We start from the raw sequence: 19,510 nt of genomic DNA on the forward strand, positions 1-19,510 counted from the left end.
CTATAACAGTTTTTTACCATTATTGGAGGAGCGCATTTCAAAACGCGACAGAAATAATGGTAAAAAACTCACACGATACGCTTAAATTTCTTCTCTAGCTCATACTTGCTCATCTTGATCATCGTAGGCCGTCCGTGGGGACATGTATACGGATTTTCACATTCCATCAGGAGTTCCAGAAGATGTTTTATTTCGGGAAGCGACATTCTCTGGTTTCCTTTCGCCGACATTTTGCATGCCATGGAAGCGATCTTATCCGTAATCATCTCCGGATCTTTTTTCACCCCATCCGCGGTGAGAGAGTCTAAAAGCTCCATAAACAGTTCTTTCTCTTTCAGGCCGTATAAGTTTGCAGGCACCTGCCGGATGCAGAACTCATTGCCTCCAAACGCCTCAATCGTAAACCCAAGTTCCTGAAAGATGTCTTTTGTCTCATCGAGCACTTTTGCCTCCGCCATAGACAGCGTCACCACGTAAGGCGGCTCCACTCCCTGGCTGTAAATCTTTTTTTCCCTGAAGCTCTCCATAAGCTTTTCATAATTCACTTTCTCATGCGCCGCATGCTGGTCCATGATAAACAGCTGGTCTTCGTACTCGATCAGCCAGTAAGTCTTAAAGAGCTGTCCGATCACTTTCCGGTCCGGCTTTGCCTCCTCATCCAGAAGAGAGGTTTCATTGAGTGTCATCTGCTGTATATCTTCTTTCCCGGCATCTTTATGATAATTGACTCCTGCAAAGACAGACTTCTTTGCCTCCGGTTTCGTAGTATTTTTTTTCAGTGTCCCCTGCGGTTCGGCCGGAGTTTCGGGAGCCGTATATTTTGCTGCCTTATCCCCGTGATGTTCTTCCCTTCTCACCTGTTCAAAAGGCTCAGGCATTTTCCCCGGAAGTACAGGCTTTGCTTCCTTCTTCTGCTTCCCGAGTTCCGCTTTCGGTATCATTTCTCTGTGAGACAGCGTCTCCTTAATGCCTGACACTAAAAGCTCATACAGTTCTTTTTCGTTGCGGAAACGGATCTCCATCTTTGTCGGATGTACATTGACGTCCAGAAGTTCCGGCTCCACTTTTATGTTCAGACATACAAAAGGATACTTATGGGCCATGGTAAACGTTTTATACCCATCCTCAATGGCCTTGTAGATGATCTTGCTCTTAATATACCTGCCGTTTATAAAATAACTTTCATAATTCCGGTTCCCGCGGGAGATAAATGGTTTTCCCACATACCCGTCCACACTGACCGTTGGCCCCTTTAACGAAATCGGCAGGAGAGCTCCCGCTACGTCTCTGCCGTATAAATGGTAGATGATATCTTTTACGTTTCCATTTCCCGACGTATACATCTTATTCTTGCTGTTATGGATAAATTTAAACGCGATATCCGGATGGCTCAATGCGATGTGCACCATGATCTGTTCCACATATCCCGCCTCGGTCACCGGACTTTTCAGGAATTTCCGTCTGGCCGGCGTATTGTAAAACAGATTGCGCACGAGAAATGTCGTGCCGTCCGGAGCGCCTATCTCCTCAAAGCCCTGTTCCTCTCCGCCAAAGATCTTATAAGAAACCCCGGAAAAAGCCCCTGCGGTTTTGGTGATAACTTCCACCTGTCCAACCACACTGATGCTTGAGAGTGCTTCTCCCCGAAATCCCAGGGACGAAACGGATACCAGGTCCTCCACGGAGCGTATCTTGCTCGTCGCGTGACGCAGAAACGCGGTCCTCACTTCCTCTTTCGGAATGCCGCACCCGTTGTCCGTCACCCTCATAAGAGTCATGCCGCCGTCTCTGATCTCCACGGTCACCGCCGTCGCTTTGGCATCAATCGCATTTTCCACCAGCTCCTTGACCACGGAGGCCGGCCTCTCGATCACTTCCCCGGCGGCGATATTATCGATTGTCTTCTGATCCAATAACTGAATTTCTGCCATAACTATTCCTCTTCTCTAAGCCTGTTCTGCAGAATATATAAATAGTTCAGTGCTTCCAGCGGTGTCATGGAAGACAGGTCCTTTTTCCGGATCTCCGCCATAAACGGGTGCTCCATCGTCGGCTCACCGTCATTTGCAAACAGAGAAAGCTGCTGGGGCTCATTGCTCACCTGGATTTTCTGTGCCCTGGAAACAATATCACTGTCGCTCAGCTCTGACACAATCTCCTTTGACCTCTGAATAACCATATCCGGCACTCCTGCAAGCTTGGCAACCTGAATGCCGTAGCTTTTATCCGCTCCGCCTTTCACAATCTTCCTTAAAAATACAATGTTGTCACCCTGTTCTTTCACCGCGATACAGTAGTTGTTGACGCTGCCGATCTTGCCCTCCAGCTCCGTAAGTTCATGGTAATGGGTAGCAAACAGAGTCTTGGCACCTAAAAGCTTTGGATTGCTTATGTACTCCACCACGGCCCATGCAATGCTCAGACCGTCATAGGTGCTGGTGCCCCGGCCGATCTCATCCAAAATCAGCAGGCTATCCTTTGTGGCGTTCCTTAAAATATTCGCCACCTCGCTCATCTCCACCATAAAGGTACTCTGTCCGCTGGCAAGGTCGTCAGAGGCGCCCACCCGGGTAAAAATCCTGTCCACAATGCCGATGTTGGCTTTTTGGGCCGGCACAAAGGAACCTATCTGGGCCATGAGAACGATCAGGGCCGACTGTCTCATGTAAGTTGATTTACCTGCCATATTCGGCCCGGTGATGATGGAAACCCGGTGCCGTTTGCTGTCCAGATACGTGTCGTTGGAAATGAACATATCGTTGGACATCATCTGCTCTACCACAGGATGCCGCCCCTCCTTGATATCGATCAGCCCTTTTGTGTTCAGTTTCGGCCTCACATAACCGTTCTGCTCTGCCACACAGGCCAGAGAGCAGAGTACGTCCAGATATGCGATGACTCCGGCAGTTTTCTTGATCCGCTCCATTTCTCCTGCCAGGGTTTCCCTGATGGACGCAAAGGTCTCATATTCCAGTGCACACAGTCTGTCCTCAGCCCCGAGAATCGTGTCTGCCAGCTTATTCAGTTCCTCCGTCGTATATCTCTCGGAGTTGGTAAGCGTCTGTTTCCTTATATAATGTTCCGGCACTTTGTCCTTGTAGGAATTCGTCACATCCAGATAATATCCGAACACCTTGTTGAATTTCACCTTCAGGGTTTTGATTCCGGTGGCGCGCCTCTCCCGCTCTTCCAGCTGCATCAGCCACTGTTTGCCGTCCGTCTTGGCACGCTTTAACTGATCGATCTGCTCTGAAAAACCATCCTTGATCATACCGCCTTCTTTGACTGCAATCGGAGGCTCCTCCAGTATAGCGTCCTCTAGAAGGCCTGCCACATCGTCCAGCGTATCCAGGTCTTCTCTGAGGCCGGACAGCAGGCTGTCACCGCATTCTTCAAGGATCGTCCTGATAGGCGGAAGCCACTGGAGAGACACTTTCAGGGCGATCATGTCTCTTGGGTTTATTGTTTGATAGCTGACCTTTGTCATCAGACGCTCCAGATCATAGACCGGATTCAGGTATTCCCTGATCTCCTCACGGGCAATGGCCTGTTTTGTCAATGTCGTCAGCGCATCATACCTCTCCTCGATCTTTGCGCGGTCGATCAGAGGCTGTTCGATCATACTCCGCAAAAGTCTTGCCCCCATGGCCGTTTTCGTCTTATCCAGTACGCCCAGAAGGGAACCTTTCTTCTTTTTGTCCCTCAGCGTCTCGCATAGTTCCAGATTCCTTCGGCTGGAGCTGTCGATAATCATATATTCACTCGTCTCATACGGAGAGACGGACATCAGATGATTTAACGCATTTTTCTGAGTTTCATGCAGATATAAAAGAAGCGCTCCTGTGGCAATCTTCCCCATAGGATGGTCTGAAAGGCCCAGGCCGTTTAAATTTCCCACATGGAACTGGGATTTGATGGCGGCCTCCCCCTGCTCTTCGTCAAAATAATAATGGTCAATATTGGAAACAGAGACGCCCAGCTTATCTTTTATAAATTCTATGTCCGCACCGCTGATCATAAATGCATCATTGCATATGATCTCGGCAGGGGCAAACTTAAAGATTTCATCCACAACTTTGTGGAGTTCATCCATGGATGTGGTACGGAAATCTCCCGTCGTCACATCCACCACGGACAGTCCGAAACTATCGTCGCTGCAGAAGATACACATGAGATAATTGTTCTTCTCGTCTTCTAAACTCTGCTGAGAAATATTTGTTCCCGGAGTCACGATCCTGATGACTTCCCTCTTTACGATCCCTTTGGTCTGTTTCGGGTCCTCCACCTGCTCGCAGATCGCAACTTTATATCCCTTCTCCACCAGTTTATTGAGATAGGAATCCACCGCATGGAACGGGACTCCGCACATAGGGGCCCGTTCTTCCATACCGCAGTTTTTTCCTGTAAGTGTTATCTCCAGTTCCCTGGAAGCCGTCAGTGCATCGTCAAAGAACATCTCATAGAAATCTCCCAGCCTGTAAAACAGGATACAGTCCTTATTCTGTTCTTTGATCGCCATATATTGTTCCATCATTGGAGTTAATTTAGCCATTTACCTGTTCTCCCATATAATAAAAACCTTTTTCTTCCGTGATCTTTACCCGGACGATCTGTCCGATAAGACTCTCGTCTCCTTTAAAATGTACTAAGATATTGTTGGAAAGCCGGCCGGTGACCATGCCGCCCTCGTGGGTATTTTTCTCCTCCACAAGAACGTCCTCCTCTTTTCCTATTCCTTCTTTCCTGTTGTCTTTGGAACTTTTCTTGATTACCTCAAGGAGCCGTCCGAACCTTTCTTTCACCACCGAAGGCTCCACCTGATCTTCCATGGCAGCCGCCGGCGTCCCCGTCCTCCTGGAATAGACGAACGTATAGGCGCTGTCAAACTTCACTTTTCTTACCACATCCAATGTCTCTTCAAAATCTTCTTCCGTCTCCCCCGGAAATCCTACAATAATATCTGTAGTCATCGCGATCCCCGGAATTTTCTCTTTGATCTTTTGGGCCAGCGCAAGATAGCTTTCCTTTGTGTAATGCCGGTTCATTTTCTTTAAGATTCTGCTGCTTCCGGACTGTACCGGCAGATGCATGTGGCGGCATATTTTCTTCGACGAAGCCATCACTTCGATCAATTCGTCAGAGAGATCCTTGGGATGGGGTGTCATAAACCGGATGCGGGCAAGCCCTTCGATCTGTTCGATCCTCTGTAAAAGCTGTGCAAAACTCACAGGTTCAGCGAGATTTTTCCCGTATGAGTTTACATTCTGTCCGAGCAGCATCACTTCCCGGACCCCTTCCTTTACCAGACCTTCAATCTCCTTTATAATGTCCTCCGGCTTCCGGCTGCGCTCCCGGCCCCTCACATAAGGGACGATACAGTAACTGCAGAAGTTATTGCACCCAAACATGATATTTACGCCGCATTTAAAAGAAAACTTCCGGTCGCTCGGAAGGTCCTCGACGATCTGATCCGTATCTTTCCAAATATCCACTATCATTCCGCCGGAATCTACCCTTGCTTTCAAGAGCTCCGCCAGCTTAAAAATGTTGTGGGTCCCGAATATAAGATCCACAAACGGATAGCTCTTTCTGATCTTCTCCACGACCTGCTCTTCCTGCATCATACAGCCGCAGAGGCCGATGATCATTTCAGGATTCTGTTCTTTTGCTTTCTTTACATGTCCCAGGTGGCCGTAAAGTTTCGTATTTGCATTCTCCCTCACGGTACACGTATTAAAGAGTACCAGGTCCGCATATTCTGTATCGGTCTGCCGATAACCGATGGTCTCTAAAACTCCCAGCAGTTTTTCTGAATCTTTTTCATTCATCTGGCAGCCAAATGTGGTGATATGACAGGTGAGAGGCCTTCCTAGGCGTTCCTCCTGTACCTTCACCCACTCTTTCATTTCTTCCATGTAGGAATACTGTTTTTGTGCTTCGTCGTTATATATCTGCATTGGTATTCTCCATTCTTTTTCATTTCATGGCATATAGAATTTATTATAACAAGATTTAAAAAATCGTGCAAACCCCCTAGGACAAAAAAAGACCGTTCAGAATTCTGTGAGAAATTCCAAACGGTCTTTTTAAATTTTTTCTGTTAACCCCGGCAGAATTTACACGAAAAGCATCACAGATTCAGCGTATCCTTCGTAAACCGCAGAGCAGACTCGATGACTTTATCCATATCGTAGTATTTGTACTCCCCGAGTCTTCCTCCGAACAAGACTTTTTCTTCTTTCCTGGACAATTCGCGGTATTTTTCAAACAGCCGGTTGTTTTTCTCATCGTTGACCGGGTAGTAAGGTTCCATCCCGTCTTCCCATTCTGCAGGATACTCTTTTGTGACTACAGTCTTTTCCTGCTTTCCGAATGCAAAGTGCTTGTGTTCGATCTTTCTTGTGTACGGCGTCTCCCGGTCCGTATAGTTCATGACTGCCACGCCCTGATGGTTTTCTTCTTCCAGCAGTTCGTGTTCAAATCTGAGACTCCGGTAGGCCAGCTTTCCAAAACAGTATCCATAGTAAGAATCAATCGTTCCGGTGTAGATGACCTTGTCCCCCATAGCCTCCAGCTCCTCTCTCTTTTCCAGATAATCTGTGGAGAGCATCACATCACAGCCATCATACAGCCTCTCGATCAGCTTGTTGTATCCTTCTTTCGGTATTCCCTGATGCGGATCGTTAAAATAGTTGTTATCATAGATGTACCGGACAGGAATCCTCTTAATGATCGATGCGGGCAGGTCCTTACAGTCTCTTCCCCACTGTTTTTCCGTATACCCTTTGATGAGTTTCTCATATATATCTGTACCCACCAGACTGACGGCCTGTTCTTCCAGATTTGATGGCTCTCCCTCCACCTTCTGTTTCTGTGACTCTATGATCTCTTTTGCCTCGGCGGGGAATGTGATTCCCCACATCTTGCTGAAGGTATTCATGTTAAAAGGAAGATTATATGTCTCACCGTGATAGTTGGCTACCGGACAGTTGATGTAATGGTTGAATTCTGCCAGCGAGGTCACATACTGCCACACTTCCTCATTGCCTGTGTGGAAAATGTGTGCTCCATACTCATGGACCAAGATCCCCTCCACATCTCTGCACATGATATTTCCTCCCAGGGCGTCTCTTTTTTCCACGACCAGACATGTTTTCCCCTGTTTTCCTGCTTCTCTGGCCACGACTCCGTTAAAAAGTCCTCCGCCCACTAAAATATAATCATAATGCTTCATAAACTTCCTCCTTATATTTGGTTTATTATACCTTGTACAATGAAAAATGACAATCTGTTTTTCTTGTCTCTTTGCTTATTTTAAAGTAAAATAGAAGTAACGTATTTGTAAAATCTATGTTAAATTTTATATAAACCAAGGAGGCAGCAATGAGTTCTTTTCTATTACCGATGGCCGGCGGCCTGGGACTTTTTTTGTACGGAATGAAATTGATGAGTGACGGTCTTGAGAAAGCCGCCGGTGCCAGGCTGAGAGGGATCCTGGAATTTTTCACAACCAACCGATTTTCCGGGATGCTGGTAGGCATCTTCTTCACAGCGATCATCCAGTCGTCCAGTGCCTCCACGGTCATGGTCGTAAGTTTTGTAAACGCAGGTCTTATGAATCTGTCACAGGCAGCGGGCGTGATCCTCGGCGCCAACATCGGAACAACCGTGACCTCCCAGCTGGTAGCATTTAATCTCTCAGATGCAGCACCTGTTTTTTTAATGTCCGGCGTGATCATGGTCATGTTCGTACAGAACCCAAGGATTAAAAAAGCAGGGGAAGTTGTTCTGGGATTCGGCGTGCTGTTCACCGGCCTTACCACCATGTCATCTACGATGTCATTCCTCAAGGACTCACCGGCTGTCATGCAGGCCCTTTCCGGATTGGACAACCATTTTGCCGCTGTATTGATCGGCTTTGTCATCACCGCTGTACTCCAGAGTTCCTCTGTGACGGTCAGCATCGTACTCCTGATGGCTTCCCAGGGACTGCTGGGACTTCCCATCTGTTTTTTCATCATTCTGGGCTGCAATATGGGTTCCTGTGTGTCTGCACTCCTCGCCAGTTTAAGCGGAAAGAAAAATGCAAAGCGCGCCGCAGTGATTCACTTTTTATTTAACATCTTCGGAAGCGCTGCAATTTTTACAATGCTCAGCTTATTCCTCGGCCCGATCACCGACACGATCTTACATATATCAAGCGGCAATGTAGGGCGCAGCGTTGCCAACGCTCATACTTTTTTCAAAATCTTCGAAGTCCTGATCATGTTCCCGAGCACAGGACTGATCGTCAAACTGGCAGAAAAGATCGTCCCCGGAGACGAAGTAAAGCCTGCCCGCTCCGATCTTAACTTCATCGGCGAGTACCGCTCTCCGATCTCCGCGATTCCTCAGGTCCGGCAGGAGATTTCCCGCATGGCAGAGCTCGCGAACAAGAATCTGGAACTGGCTTTCCACGCATTTTTAAACTGCAGTACAAAACATTTGGGAGAGATTTACCAGAGAGAGGAGGAGATCGACAGTCTGAGCCAGAAGATCACCGACTTCCTCGTCAATTCCAATCTGCAGGAACTGCCCGTAGGCGACCGCGAGATTCTCGGCAGCATGTTCTATACCGTCGGCGACATCGAGCGCATCGGCGATCTTGCCGAAAATTTCGCTGACAGTGCCCGCTCAGCGGCTGACCACAATTCCCGTCTGAGCAAAGATGCGAAGCGCGAGCTGGTGAATATGTACAACGCTGTATCTGCCCTTCTTAAGGACGCCGTGCTGATCTTTAAAGAGCACAAAAAAGAAATGATCCCCGACTTTTATAAACACGAACAGGCCATAGATGCCATGGAACGCCGCTATCAAAAACGCCACCTGAACAGAATGGCCCAGGGCATCTGTGAGCCCCGGGCCGGTCTGTTATTTTCTGATATGCTTTCATCCCTCGAACGGATCGCTGATCACGGGACAAATGTTGCATTCTCCGTCATGGATCATGCGGACGAAGAGTTATTGACGGAATTATGACAGACGCATGATCTTATAGTCTGATTTTTGTACCTTTGTGTGGACACGGGTATTGCCAAGCATCTTGACGAGACGCCTGTGTTCCTCCTCAGGCACCCCTTCCCTGTGATCCGCGATGTCAAATTCTATTTCTTCTTCCTCTTCTCCCGGATTGACAAGCAGGAGATAGGCCCCTTGTCCGCACGGTTCTCCGAATATATCTTTATTCCCGGCGACAAAACGCAGGACAGCCAAAACGTTTTCCGATGCACCGATGTACAGCGCATACCCTGTCTGAAGGATTTTCTCCCTGCTCCTGAACACAGAAACCGTCTTCAATTCTTCATAAATTTTCGTGTCATGTTTAAAATAAGGTCCCCGGTTAAACGGGTCCATCAGGCCGTTCATCCCATATTCATCCCCATAATAAATCGAGGGAATTCCCGGAATGAAAAACTGGATCGCAAATGCCAGCCTGGAAAGCACGGCTCCCCTGCGGTCATTTTCTGATGTGACCACATAGTCGATCTGGTTTTCCCTTGACGGCAGCATCTCATTCATGCCGGAAGCCAGTGTCGTCCGGATTCTTGGGATGTCGTGGGACGAAAGCAGATTCATCACACTGTAATAAAACGGCTTTGGATAATTGCACTGCTGCCCCAGCAAAAACTGCTGCATGGCATACGCATCTTCATTTCCAAGCAAAAAGTTGACACAGTTTACCTTAAACGGATAATTCATAGTGCTGTCAAGACCCCTGCCGAGAGCATATTTTCTCTTGACCCCATAGCTTTCCTTGGTGGTCACGTCTTCCCACACTTCCCCGATCAGGGCATAGTTCTTAAACATCTTTTTCATCGTTTTTCGCATCAGGAAAATAAATTCATCCGGAAGCTCATCTGCCACATCCAGCCGGAATCCCGATGCCCCCAGGTTAAACCAGTGCTTTAACACGGAATTCCTTCCCGTGATAATATAAGACAGGAAGCGGTCATCCAGCTCATTGACTTCCGGCAGACTCCGAAAGCCCCACCAGCTCTTGTAATCTCCCCTGCTGTCAAAAGAATACCAGTCATAATATGGTGAATCCTGGCTCTGGTACGCGCCCACGCTCTTATAATTCCCATTTTTATTGAAATACAGGCTGTCTGCTCCCGTGTGGGAGAAAACCCCGTCCAAAATAATATGGATTCCTTTTCTTCTGGCAACCTCGCATAATTCCCTGAAGTCATCGTTGTCTCCAAGGAACGGATCTACTTTTTTATAATCTCCCGTATTGTAACGGTGATTGGAGCTTGACTCGACGATCGGATTCAGATAAATGCATGTAACCCCAAGCTTTTTCAGTTCATCCAGCCGCTTTTTGATCCCTTCCAGATCGCCTCCGAAGAAATCACACGGATCGTAAAATTCTTTTCCCTCCATCGGTCCGAAAAGCGGGCGTTCCTCCCAGCTTTTATGCACATAAATATCACGGCCCATTTTTCTGTGGTATGCTTCCCCTCGTACGGTATTCTGCCGGTCTCCCCGGCAGAACCGGTCCGGGAATATCTGATACATAATGCCTTTTGAAAGCCATCTAGGCGTCTCAAACCCTCTTTCGTAAACCGTTATCTGAAAGCCCCGGACATCTTCTTCTACCCGAATGCCTTCCCCGCAGGTCCGTCCCGGCCTTGCTCCGTAATAATACGTGTAATTACCCTCTGTGATCCTGAAATAATACCACAGGATACACGCTTTTTCGGGCATCTCTATGATACATTCATAGAAGCCCTTTTTCTCTCTCATTGAAAAGGTCTTATGGTAATCTTCCGAATATAAGACCAGTTCCACAGTGACAGCAGTTCCCTCTAAGGCAAAAAGGCGAAGTTTTACCTCTTCGCCTTTTGTGACAGCCCCAACAGGTTCTCTGTACTGCTCAATTGATGCATTATGGATCATGCTCTCTCACCCTGCCTATTTGTATGTTGGTAAATTCCAGATTTTTTCATTGTATTCTTCGATTGTTCTGTCGGAAGAGAAAAATCCGGATTTGGCGGTATTGATCACCGCTTTCTTCACCCATTCATCGTGGTGATTGATATACATGTCGTATACCTTCTCAAATTCTTCCACATAAGAAGGCAGATCATACAGGACAAAATACTGATCCGGGATATTATGTTCTCCAAACAGCAGAGACTGATAAATATCAGAGTATTTTCTCTTTCCGTATCTCGGAAGTTCTCCGGCGATCAGACAGTTGCACACCTCACGGATCATTGGGTTTTGTTCAAAAATGGTTCCCGGATTGTATGTCCGGTACTGTTTCATGGAATTAATCTCATCCACAGTGGCTCCGAAAATAAAGATATTTTCTTTTCCTACCTGCTCAAAAATTTCTACATTGGCTCCGTCCATGGTTCCCAGAGTCAGCGCACCGTTCATCATAAACTTCATGTTTCCGGTTCCGGAAGCTTCCAGTCCGGCTGTTGAAAGCTGTTCACTGATGTCAGCCGCCGGTATCAGCACTTCAGCCACAGACACAGAGTAGTTTTCTACAAATACAACCTGCATCTTATCCTTCGTAGCAGGATCATTGTTGACCATATCTCCGATGGAATTGATCAGACGAATGATCTCCTTTGCCCTCTGATATCCCGGAGCCGCTTTTGCCCCGAAAATAAAGGTGATCGGCTTGCTTAAGAAATCAGGATTTTTCTTCACCTGTTTGTACAGATAAATAATATGCAGGCATTTTAACAGCTGTCTTTTGTACTCGTGAAGCCGTTTGCACTGTACATCGATCAGAGAATCCGGATTGATCTCAATTCCCTGTTTCTGTTTCAGATACTTGGCAAGCCTTCTCTTATTGCGCTGTTTAATAGCATCATATTTTTTGCAGAATTCCGCATCATCAGCCATCGGCATGATCTTTTCAAACAGACGGTAGTCACCGAGCAGGTCTCCCCTGACATTATCCTGGATCAGATCACACAGTTCCGGATTTGCCAGAGCAAGCCATCTTCTGTGTGTAATGCCGTTGGTAATGGCAAGGAATTTTTGAGGATAAATATTGTAAGAATCGTGGAACAGATTCGTCTTTAATATGTCTCCGTGAAGCTGGGACACTCCGTTTACCCTGTGGCAGACGGCAACACAAAGATTTGCCATGCGGATCTGGTTATTTCCGATGATCGCCATATAAGCAATCTTGGCCTCATCATTCGGATAATAAATTCTCAGGCGCTCACAGTACTTCTGGTTCATGACACAGATGATCTGATAGATTCTTGGCAGAAGGAGCTTAAACATATTCTCGTCCCAGCACTCCAAAGCCTCGGCCATGATCGTATGGTTCGTATAGTTAAAGATCTGGCTTACGATGTCCTCTGCTTCTTCCCATCCAAAGCCTTCTTCGTCCATGAGAATCCTCATTAATTCAGGGATCGCAAGGGTCGGATGAGTATCGTTGATCTGGACAGCCGCATACTCAGGAAGAGTATGGAGATCTCCTCTTTTTTCCTTGTGGTGTTTTACCATAAGCTGCATAGTGGCAGATGTCAGGAAATAAAATTGCTTTAATCTGAGCAGTTTTCCCTGCATATGGTCATCCGCAGGATAGAGAACCTTTGAGATCACCTCTGCAAACTCTGAGTCCGCAGAGGCCTTCTCATATCTTCCCTTATTGAAGGAGTGAAGGTCAAAGTTCTGCTTGCTCTTTGCACTCCAGAGTCTCAATGTGGCCGGGGCATTGGTCTTATATCCCATTACCGGCACATCGTACGGTACTGCCAGCACTGTGTGATAGTTGTAGTGCTCGATCTTTAAGCCGTCCTCCGTCCAGTTTTCCTTGATCTCTCCGTTAAAGTGGACTTCCATCGTCAGTTCCGGGCGTTCTACTTCCCACACAAAACCGTCTCTCAGCCAGTCATCTTCTACCTCTACCTGGCTGCCGTCGATGATCTTCTGCCGGAACAGTCCGTATTCATAACGGATACCGCATCCGATCGCCGGCAGATTTAATGTAGACAAAGAATCCAGGAAACATGCCGCCAGACGTCCCAGCCCTCCGTTTCCAAGCCCCGGATCGCTCTCTTCATCTAAAATATCGTCAAAGTCAATGCCCATCTTTTCGAAGGCCTCTTTATAGTCCCTCAAAACCCCGGAATTAATCAGGTTGTTGCTGTATGCTCTTCCCATAAGGAATTCTGCAGACATATAATATAATTTTTTCAGTCCCAGATCCTCTGTCTTTTTACGGCTCTTGGTCCAAAGATGCATGATATCATCCCGGATGCAGCCAGCTCCCGCTTTATAAAGCTCATCTCTGGTCGCCTCCTCCAATGTTGTTCCGAAGTTGTTGTTCAGCTTGTTCTCAACATTGCTGATGATCTCCTTCACCTTGCTGTTATTGTTTACAATTTTCATCCTCTGTTGCTCCTTTCACCAGTTGTCTAAAGAATGCTCTGGTATAATTCTAGATATTTTTTGGCTGATGACCCAAAACTGTTGTCAGACTCCATCGCCCTTTGAATCAAGCCTTTCCTGCGCTTTGGACTGCGCAGCGTATTCAATGCGTAACGAATGATCGAAAGCATCTCATGCGCATTATAATTCCTGAAAGAAAATCCGTTTCCTGTCTCTTCAAATTCATTGTAGCTCTGGACCGTGTCACAAAGCCCTCCGGTCTCCCGCACGATCGGCAGAGTTCCGTATCGAAGTGCGATCATCTGTGAGATGCCGCACGGTTCAAACTTGGAAGGCATAAGGAACAAGTCGCTGGCAGCGTAGATCTGATGAGCCACCGCATTGTTGTATGCGATATATGAGCATACTCTTCCCTTATACTTATTCTCCATAAAGCGGAAAAATTCTTCATAATCATGATCGCCGGTTCCCAATACGACGAAAGCGATATCTTCCGTACACATCAGCTCATCCAGGATATACTTGACTAAATCAAGTCCCTTCTGTGCGGTAAGACGGCTGACCATGCCGATGATCGGCACTCCGGGAGAAATGCTCAGTCCCAGATCACTGATCAGTTTTTCCTTGTTCTTTTTCTTTCCTGTCAGATCATCTTTATTAAAATGATACTGCAGATACGGGTCCGTCTCCGGATCAAATTCTTCTGTATTGATGCCGTTTACAATTCCCCATGTATCCCAGGCTCTGGCATTCAAAATGCCTTCCAGCCTGTATGCAAACTCAGGAGTTTTGATCTCCTGTGCATAAGTGGGACTTACCGTGCTGATCCGGTCTGCAAATACGAGGGCTGCTTTCATGAAGCTTGCACACTCATAATTATGCATAAATTCCGGTGTATCATACCTCGGATCGATACCCAGCCAGTGATGAAAAGCCTCAAAGGCATACTCACCCTGATACATCATGTTGTGAATCGTAAAGATCGTCCTGGCACGCCCGATCTCCCAATGGCTGTACTGAGTCTTCAAAAGAAGCGGGATCAGCCCGGTCTGCCAGTCATTGCAGTGGAGCACATTCGGAAGGAATCCAATCCTTCCGGCAGCCTCGATTACAGCGCGGCAGAAATATGCGTACTGCTCTCCTTCTGCGTCCCCGCCCCTGTAAACCGCATCGCCGAAGTACTCTTCATTGTCAATAAAGTAATATGTGACATCGTTGAAAAATAATCCCTCAACGCCTACATATACGTCTCTTCCGGCAAAATGTATATAAAAATCTGCCATATGCTTTGTCTGTGCAGCATACTTATCCTTAATCTGACGGTGGAACGGCATCATGACTCTGGTATCCACATGGAGCTTGTTGAGCTCCTTCGGCAGAGTACCGATGACATCGGCAAGGCCGCCCAGTTTCACAAAGGGAGCACATTCCGCTGCAACCATCAGTACGTTCATCATACACTCATTCCTTTTATTCATTGACGCTGGCTCCCTTCGGTATGAACACCGGATGCTGTCTGGATCCGGATAAATGTGCGTTAGAATAGATCTTTACATGACGGTCCATGATCGTATGGTTGATGTCCGCACCCTTTCCGATAAAGCCTTCCGCCATAACGATAGAATTTCTGATCACTGCGCCTTTTTCAATCTGGCATCCGCGGAAGATAACAGAATTTTCTACGGTTCCGTCGACTTCACAGCCGCTGCTGATCAGACTGTTGCTGATATTCGCCTCGATACCATAGCGGGCAGGCGCACTGTCACTCGTCCTAGTATACACTTTATTCTTACCAAAAAACAGTTCTTTCTGCACATCCTGTTTCAATAAATCCATATTGATATTGTAATAAGCCTCCACAGATGTGATGCAGCCTACATATCCTTTGTATTCATAGCCCTGAATATACAGGCGGTCAAAATTCGGAATAAGTACGTCGAAGAAGAAATGTTTTCTGTTGTGGGATACTGCCTCCTGGATAAAGTCGATCAGGAGTTCCCGTTTCATAATATACACATCCATGCTCTTCTTACCGTAGCGGTGCTTCGTCTCAGAATAGCACATATCCGTAATGCGTCCGGACTCATCCGGTTTCAGGTATACGCCGTCGTAATCACAGTTGGTGGCGTCATCACTGTTGTCAAAATACATCATGGAGATATCTGCGCCGCTGTCGATATGCTTTTCCAGCATGTCGTTAAAATCGGAATTAAATATCACATAAGAACGGCCAAGAAGAATATACGGCTCGGTAGCTTTCTTTAAAAATCCCAAAGTTCCCCTCAGACCATCCATGACACTGGCATATTCTCCGGATCTTCCGCTTCCTGATATGTACGGAGGAAATGTGTAAAGTCCTCCACGTTTTCTGTTGAGGCCCCAGTCTTTCCCGGAACCAACATGGTCCATCAGAGAGCTGTAATTGTATCTTGTCATGATTCCGACGTTTTTAATGGCAGAGTTGACCATATTGCTCAGGAGGAAATCTATGGTCCGGTATCTTCCGCCTACCGGGAGTGCCGATAAGCTTCGGGTGCGCACCAAATCCTGAAGTCTTCTGTTTTCTTCTCCTGCATTTATAATTCCAAGCATTTGATTTTCCATAGTTTCTACCTCCCTAGTGTAAAATAGATTCCGGATAGATCATTGCACCATCCTCAACGACAGCATCCTCAAGCACCACACTGTGATAGCCGATGACGGTAACTTCATTGCCCTCTCCGATTTTGCTTCCTTCTTCCACGACAACTTCTTCATCAATGATCGCTTTATTGATCTCGCTGTTTTCCCGGACGATGGAATCCTTCATGATGACACTGTTCTTCACCACCGCACCTTTTCCGATCTTTACGCCGGAATGAATGACACAGTTTTCCACGGTTCCCTCAATGAAAGAACCATCTGCGATGATACTCTTTTTCACACTGGCGCCTTCTGCTATGTAATGAGGCGGAAGTCCGTAAGTCCTTGTGTAGACTTTCAGCTTGTCATCATTTAAATTCAGCTGAGGATTCTCTTCCAGCAGCTCCATGTTGGCCTCCCACAGGCTTGATATCGTTCCTACATCTCTCCAGTATCCGTCAAAGCTGTATGCATACATCTTCTTTCCTTCTTCCAGCATTCTCGGAATGATGTTCTTGCCGAAATCGTGTTCTGAATCCGGATCATTGGCATCATCGATCAGGTACTGGCGGATCAGTTTCCATTTGAACACATAAATACCCATAGATGCTTTCGTGCTCTTAGGATGAGCCGGTTTTTCTTCAAACTCCTCGATCTTGTTGTCCTTATCGGTGTTCATGATCCCAAAACGCTTCGCTTCTTCCAATGTAACTTCCAGTACAGAGATCGTACAGTCAGCACCTTTCTTCTTATGGTAATTGAGCATTTTCTGGTAATCCATACAGCAGATCTGGTCACCGGACAATACAATGATGTGGTCCGGATCATAGTTGTCGATGAAATTGATATTCTGGTAAATGGCATCAGCAGTTCCGCGGTACCAATTCCCTTTTTCTCCTCTCACATACGGCGGAAGCACGAAGGCTCCTCCGTTCATATTGTCTAAATCCCAGAATCCTCCAGTTCCGATATAGGAATTAAGCTCCAGGGGTTCATACTGAGTCAGGACACCCACGGTATCGATCCCTGAATTCGCGCAGTTGGATAACGGAAAATCTATAATCTTATATTTACCGCCGTAGGGAACGGCAGGCTTCGCCTTCTTCTGGGTCAACGCAAACAATCGGCTTCCCTGGCCGCCTGCCAGCAACATTGCTACACATTCTTTTTTTGTAATCATAGTTTTCCTCCTTCTCACAATACCTATTTTGTTTCTTCTTTTTTATCTGCACTCTTCGCTGCTGTTTTCTTTTTAGTGGAAACTTCAGTCTGCTGCTTTACTTCTTTTTCGGCCTCCTTCTTTTTAGGTTTTTGTATATCTTTTGTTGTCTGTTCTTTTTTTGCTTCCGGCTTCTCGGCTTTCTTCACTGCTACCGGTTCCGCAGTTTTTGGGGTCTCCTTTTTTGCCGCTGCCGGTTCTGTAATTTTAGAAGCTTCCTTTTTCACCGGTGTCTTTACAGCCTCAGTTTTTACAGTCTCCGCTACTTTCGGTGACGGCTTCTTTGCTGCTGCCTTCTTTGGTTCCGCCTTCTTCTTGGCCGGAGTGTCTTCCAGCGTATATTTATACATAACAGCACTGAGCGGTTTTAATGTGATGACCGCATAATGCTCACAGGCGTTCCTCTTGCCTTTGATCTTCTTTTTCCGGACTTTCGCCGACTTCTGGCTGACTTCTCCGGTTCCTCCGTATACCTTATCCCCGGTATCCAGGATCTTTGTAAGCTTTCCGCCTTTCGGCATCGGGATATGGTACTTATCCCACTCTACCGGCGTAAAGTTAAAGATACACACGATCTGCTCCTGCGGTTTTCCTCTGCGCTTTTTAGATTTTCTGATGAATGCCACAACACTGTGATCTGCATCTCTCTGAAGCAGCCATTCAAATCCTTCCGGTTTGTTGTCCAGTTCGTACAGAGCCGGTTCGCTGCAGTAAAGTTCGTTTAACTTCGCCACATAATCGTTCATGGTTTTATGTGTCTCGTATTCATCGATCAGGAACCAGTCTAATTCTTCCTTGTCTCTCCACTCTACAAACTGTGCAAAGTCGTCGCCCATGAACAGCAGTTTCTTTCCCGGATGAGCAAACATAAATCCGTACAGCGTTTTCAGTGACCCAAACTTCTGCTCGTATTCTCCGAACATTTTGTTAATCATGGAACCTTTTCCGTGCACAACTTCATCGTGTGAGTATGGCAGGATATAGTTTTCACTGTACGCATAGTCCATAGAGAATACAATGGCTCCATGGTTTTCTTTCCGGAACAGGGAATCCAGTTCCATGTAATAGAGGGAGTCGTGCATATATCCCATGTTCCACTTATATGTAAATCCAAGTCCTTCTTCATCATCTATACTGCTGGTCACTTTAGGATACGCGGTAGATTCCTCAGCCACTGTGATGAACCCGTCAAAATTAGAGCGCATCGTATGATTCAGCTTCTGAAGAAACTCTACGGCTTCGTAATTGATATTGGTACCGTCTTCATTGGGCACAAACTCTCCCGGCTTTTTGCCGAAATCCAGATACAGCATGGCGCTGACCGCATCAATTCGGATACCGTCGATGTGATATTTCTCGGCAAAAAATACGGCGCTGGAGATCAGAAAACTCTGCACTTCCGGCTTTCCATAGTTAAACAGCAGTGTGCCCCAGTCCGGCTGGCTTCCTTTTCTCGGGTCTGCGTGGTCATAAATGTGGGACCCGTCAAACAGGGCAAGTCCGTGTTCATCCCTCGGAAAATGTGCAGGCACCCAGTCTAAGATCACGCCGATATCTGCCCGGTGAAGCTTATCTATAAAATACATAAAATCTTCCGGTGTGCCGTAGCGGGAAGTCACAGAATAGTATCCGGTCACCTGATAGCCCCATGAAAGATCATACGGGTATTCTGTCACCGGCATCAGTTCTACATGGGTATATCCCATCTTCTGCAGATATGGAACGAGCATGTCTGCAATCTCACGGTAATTATAAAACTCCCGCTCTTCCTCTTTCGGCATCTTCCATGTGCCCAGGTGCATCTCGTAAACAGACATCGGCTGGCTTACATCCTGTTTTTTCTTTCTGCGGCTTAAATAGCGCTTGTCCCTCCACGAAAAACCGTCGAGCTCATCCCACACAACAGATGCCGTATCCGGTCTCATCTCTGAATAAAATGCGAACGGATCACTCTTATATCTGCATTTGCCGTCCATGCCTTCCACGTAGTATTTATATAAATCCCCTTTTTCCAGTCCTTCTACCTGGATCGAGTAAATCCCCGGTTCTGTCTGCTTCATCGGATGTGAAAGCGGATTCCACTGATTAAAATCTCCGACCAGACTGACAGACTTGGCATTTGGCGCCCATACCACAAACTCGTGGGAGTCCGCTTCTTTCAAGTAATGGCATCCAAACATTAAATATGCTTTCTGCGCTTTTCCCGTCTGAAATAAATATAAGTCCTCTTTGCTAATGTTTGTTTCCATGGGATAAATCCTC

General features: G+C 46.8%; 11 protein-coding genes. 1 reads left to right on the top strand and 10 read right to left on the bottom strand.

What is annotated here, in order from left to right:
* Nucleotides 1-68: 68 nt before the first annotated feature.
* The 4 genes from mutL to glf form a co-directional block, all read right to left on the bottom strand.
* Nucleotides 69-1,931: a DNA mismatch repair endonuclease MutL gene (mutL, locus tag P8F77_RS12110; RefSeq protein WP_287517793.1), complete on the bottom strand. Its 1,863-nt coding sequence runs from the start codon at nt 1,929-1,931 to the stop codon at nt 69-71.
* 2 nt (nt 1,932-1,933) lie between these two features.
* Complete coding sequence (gene mutS / locus P8F77_RS12115; protein WP_148459061.1) at nt 1,934-4,552, bottom strand: DNA mismatch repair protein MutS; 2,619 nt, start codon at nt 4,550-4,552, stop codon at nt 1,934-1,936.
* A complete protein-coding gene (gene miaB, locus P8F77_RS12120) occupies nt 4,545-5,957 on the bottom strand; it encodes a tRNA (N6-isopentenyl adenosine(37)-C2)-methylthiotransferase MiaB (RefSeq protein WP_148459060.1) in 1,413 nt (470 codons plus the stop codon). The genes mutS and miaB overlap by 8 nt, the downstream gene beginning before the upstream one ends.
* A 173-nt stretch (nt 5,958-6,130) precedes the next feature.
* Nucleotides 6,131-7,234: a UDP-galactopyranose mutase gene (gene glf, locus P8F77_RS12125; protein ID WP_024727060.1), complete on the bottom strand. Its 1,104-nt coding sequence runs from the start codon at nt 7,232-7,234 to the stop codon at nt 6,131-6,133.
* Between the two features lie 149 nt (nt 7,235-7,383).
* Here glf and P8F77_RS12130 point away from each other — a divergent pair, with 149 nt between their 5' ends.
* On the top strand, nt 7,384-9,018 hold the full coding sequence (locus P8F77_RS12130; protein ID WP_148459059.1) for a Na/Pi cotransporter family protein: 1,635 nt from the start codon (nt 7,384-7,386) through the stop codon (nt 9,016-9,018).
* Here P8F77_RS12130 and P8F77_RS12135 read toward each other — a convergent pair.
* The 6 genes from P8F77_RS12135 to glgB are packed head-to-tail and all read right to left on the bottom strand — an operon-like array spanning nt 9,013 to nt 19,497.
* On the bottom strand, nt 9,013-10,938 hold the full coding sequence (locus tag P8F77_RS12135) for a glycoside hydrolase family 13 protein (protein ID WP_148459058.1): 1,926 nt from the start codon (nt 10,936-10,938) through the stop codon (nt 9,013-9,015). The genes P8F77_RS12130 and P8F77_RS12135 overlap by 6 nt on opposite strands.
* Before the next feature lie 15 nt (nt 10,939-10,953).
* A complete protein-coding gene (locus P8F77_RS12140; protein WP_148459057.1) occupies nt 10,954-13,407 on the bottom strand; it encodes a glycogen/starch/alpha-glucan phosphorylase in 2,454 nt (817 codons plus the stop codon).
* A 26-nt stretch (nt 13,408-13,433) separates the two neighbouring features.
* Nucleotides 13,434-14,885, bottom strand: a complete 1,452-nt coding sequence (gene glgA, locus P8F77_RS12145; protein ID WP_301591082.1) for a glycogen synthase GlgA — start codon at nt 14,883-14,885, stop codon at nt 13,434-13,436.
* The gene (glgD, locus tag P8F77_RS12150) at nt 14,878-16,011 is read right to left on the bottom strand and encodes a glucose-1-phosphate adenylyltransferase subunit GlgD (protein ID WP_024727055.1); all 1,134 of its coding nucleotides are present in this window, start codon (nt 16,009-16,011) and stop codon (nt 14,878-14,880) included. Before glgD ends, glgA begins: the two co-directional genes overlap by 8 nt.
* A 13-nt stretch (nt 16,012-16,024) precedes the next feature.
* On the bottom strand, nt 16,025-17,209 hold the full coding sequence (locus tag P8F77_RS12155; RefSeq protein WP_024727054.1) for a glucose-1-phosphate adenylyltransferase: 1,185 nt from the start codon (nt 17,207-17,209) through the stop codon (nt 16,025-16,027).
* Nucleotides 17,210-17,232: 23 nt separating this feature from the next.
* Nucleotides 17,233-19,497, bottom strand: coding sequence for a 1,4-alpha-glucan branching protein GlgB (glgB, locus tag P8F77_RS12160; RefSeq protein WP_148459056.1), 2,265 nt, complete (start codon nt 19,495-19,497; stop codon nt 17,233-17,235).
* Between the last annotated feature and the right edge of the window lie 13 nt (nt 19,498-19,510).

The sequence above is a fragment of the Anaerostipes sp. PC18 genome, from assembly GCF_039789045.1.
Lineage (GTDB): Bacteria > Bacillota > Clostridia > Lachnospirales > Lachnospiraceae > Anaerostipes > Anaerostipes hominis.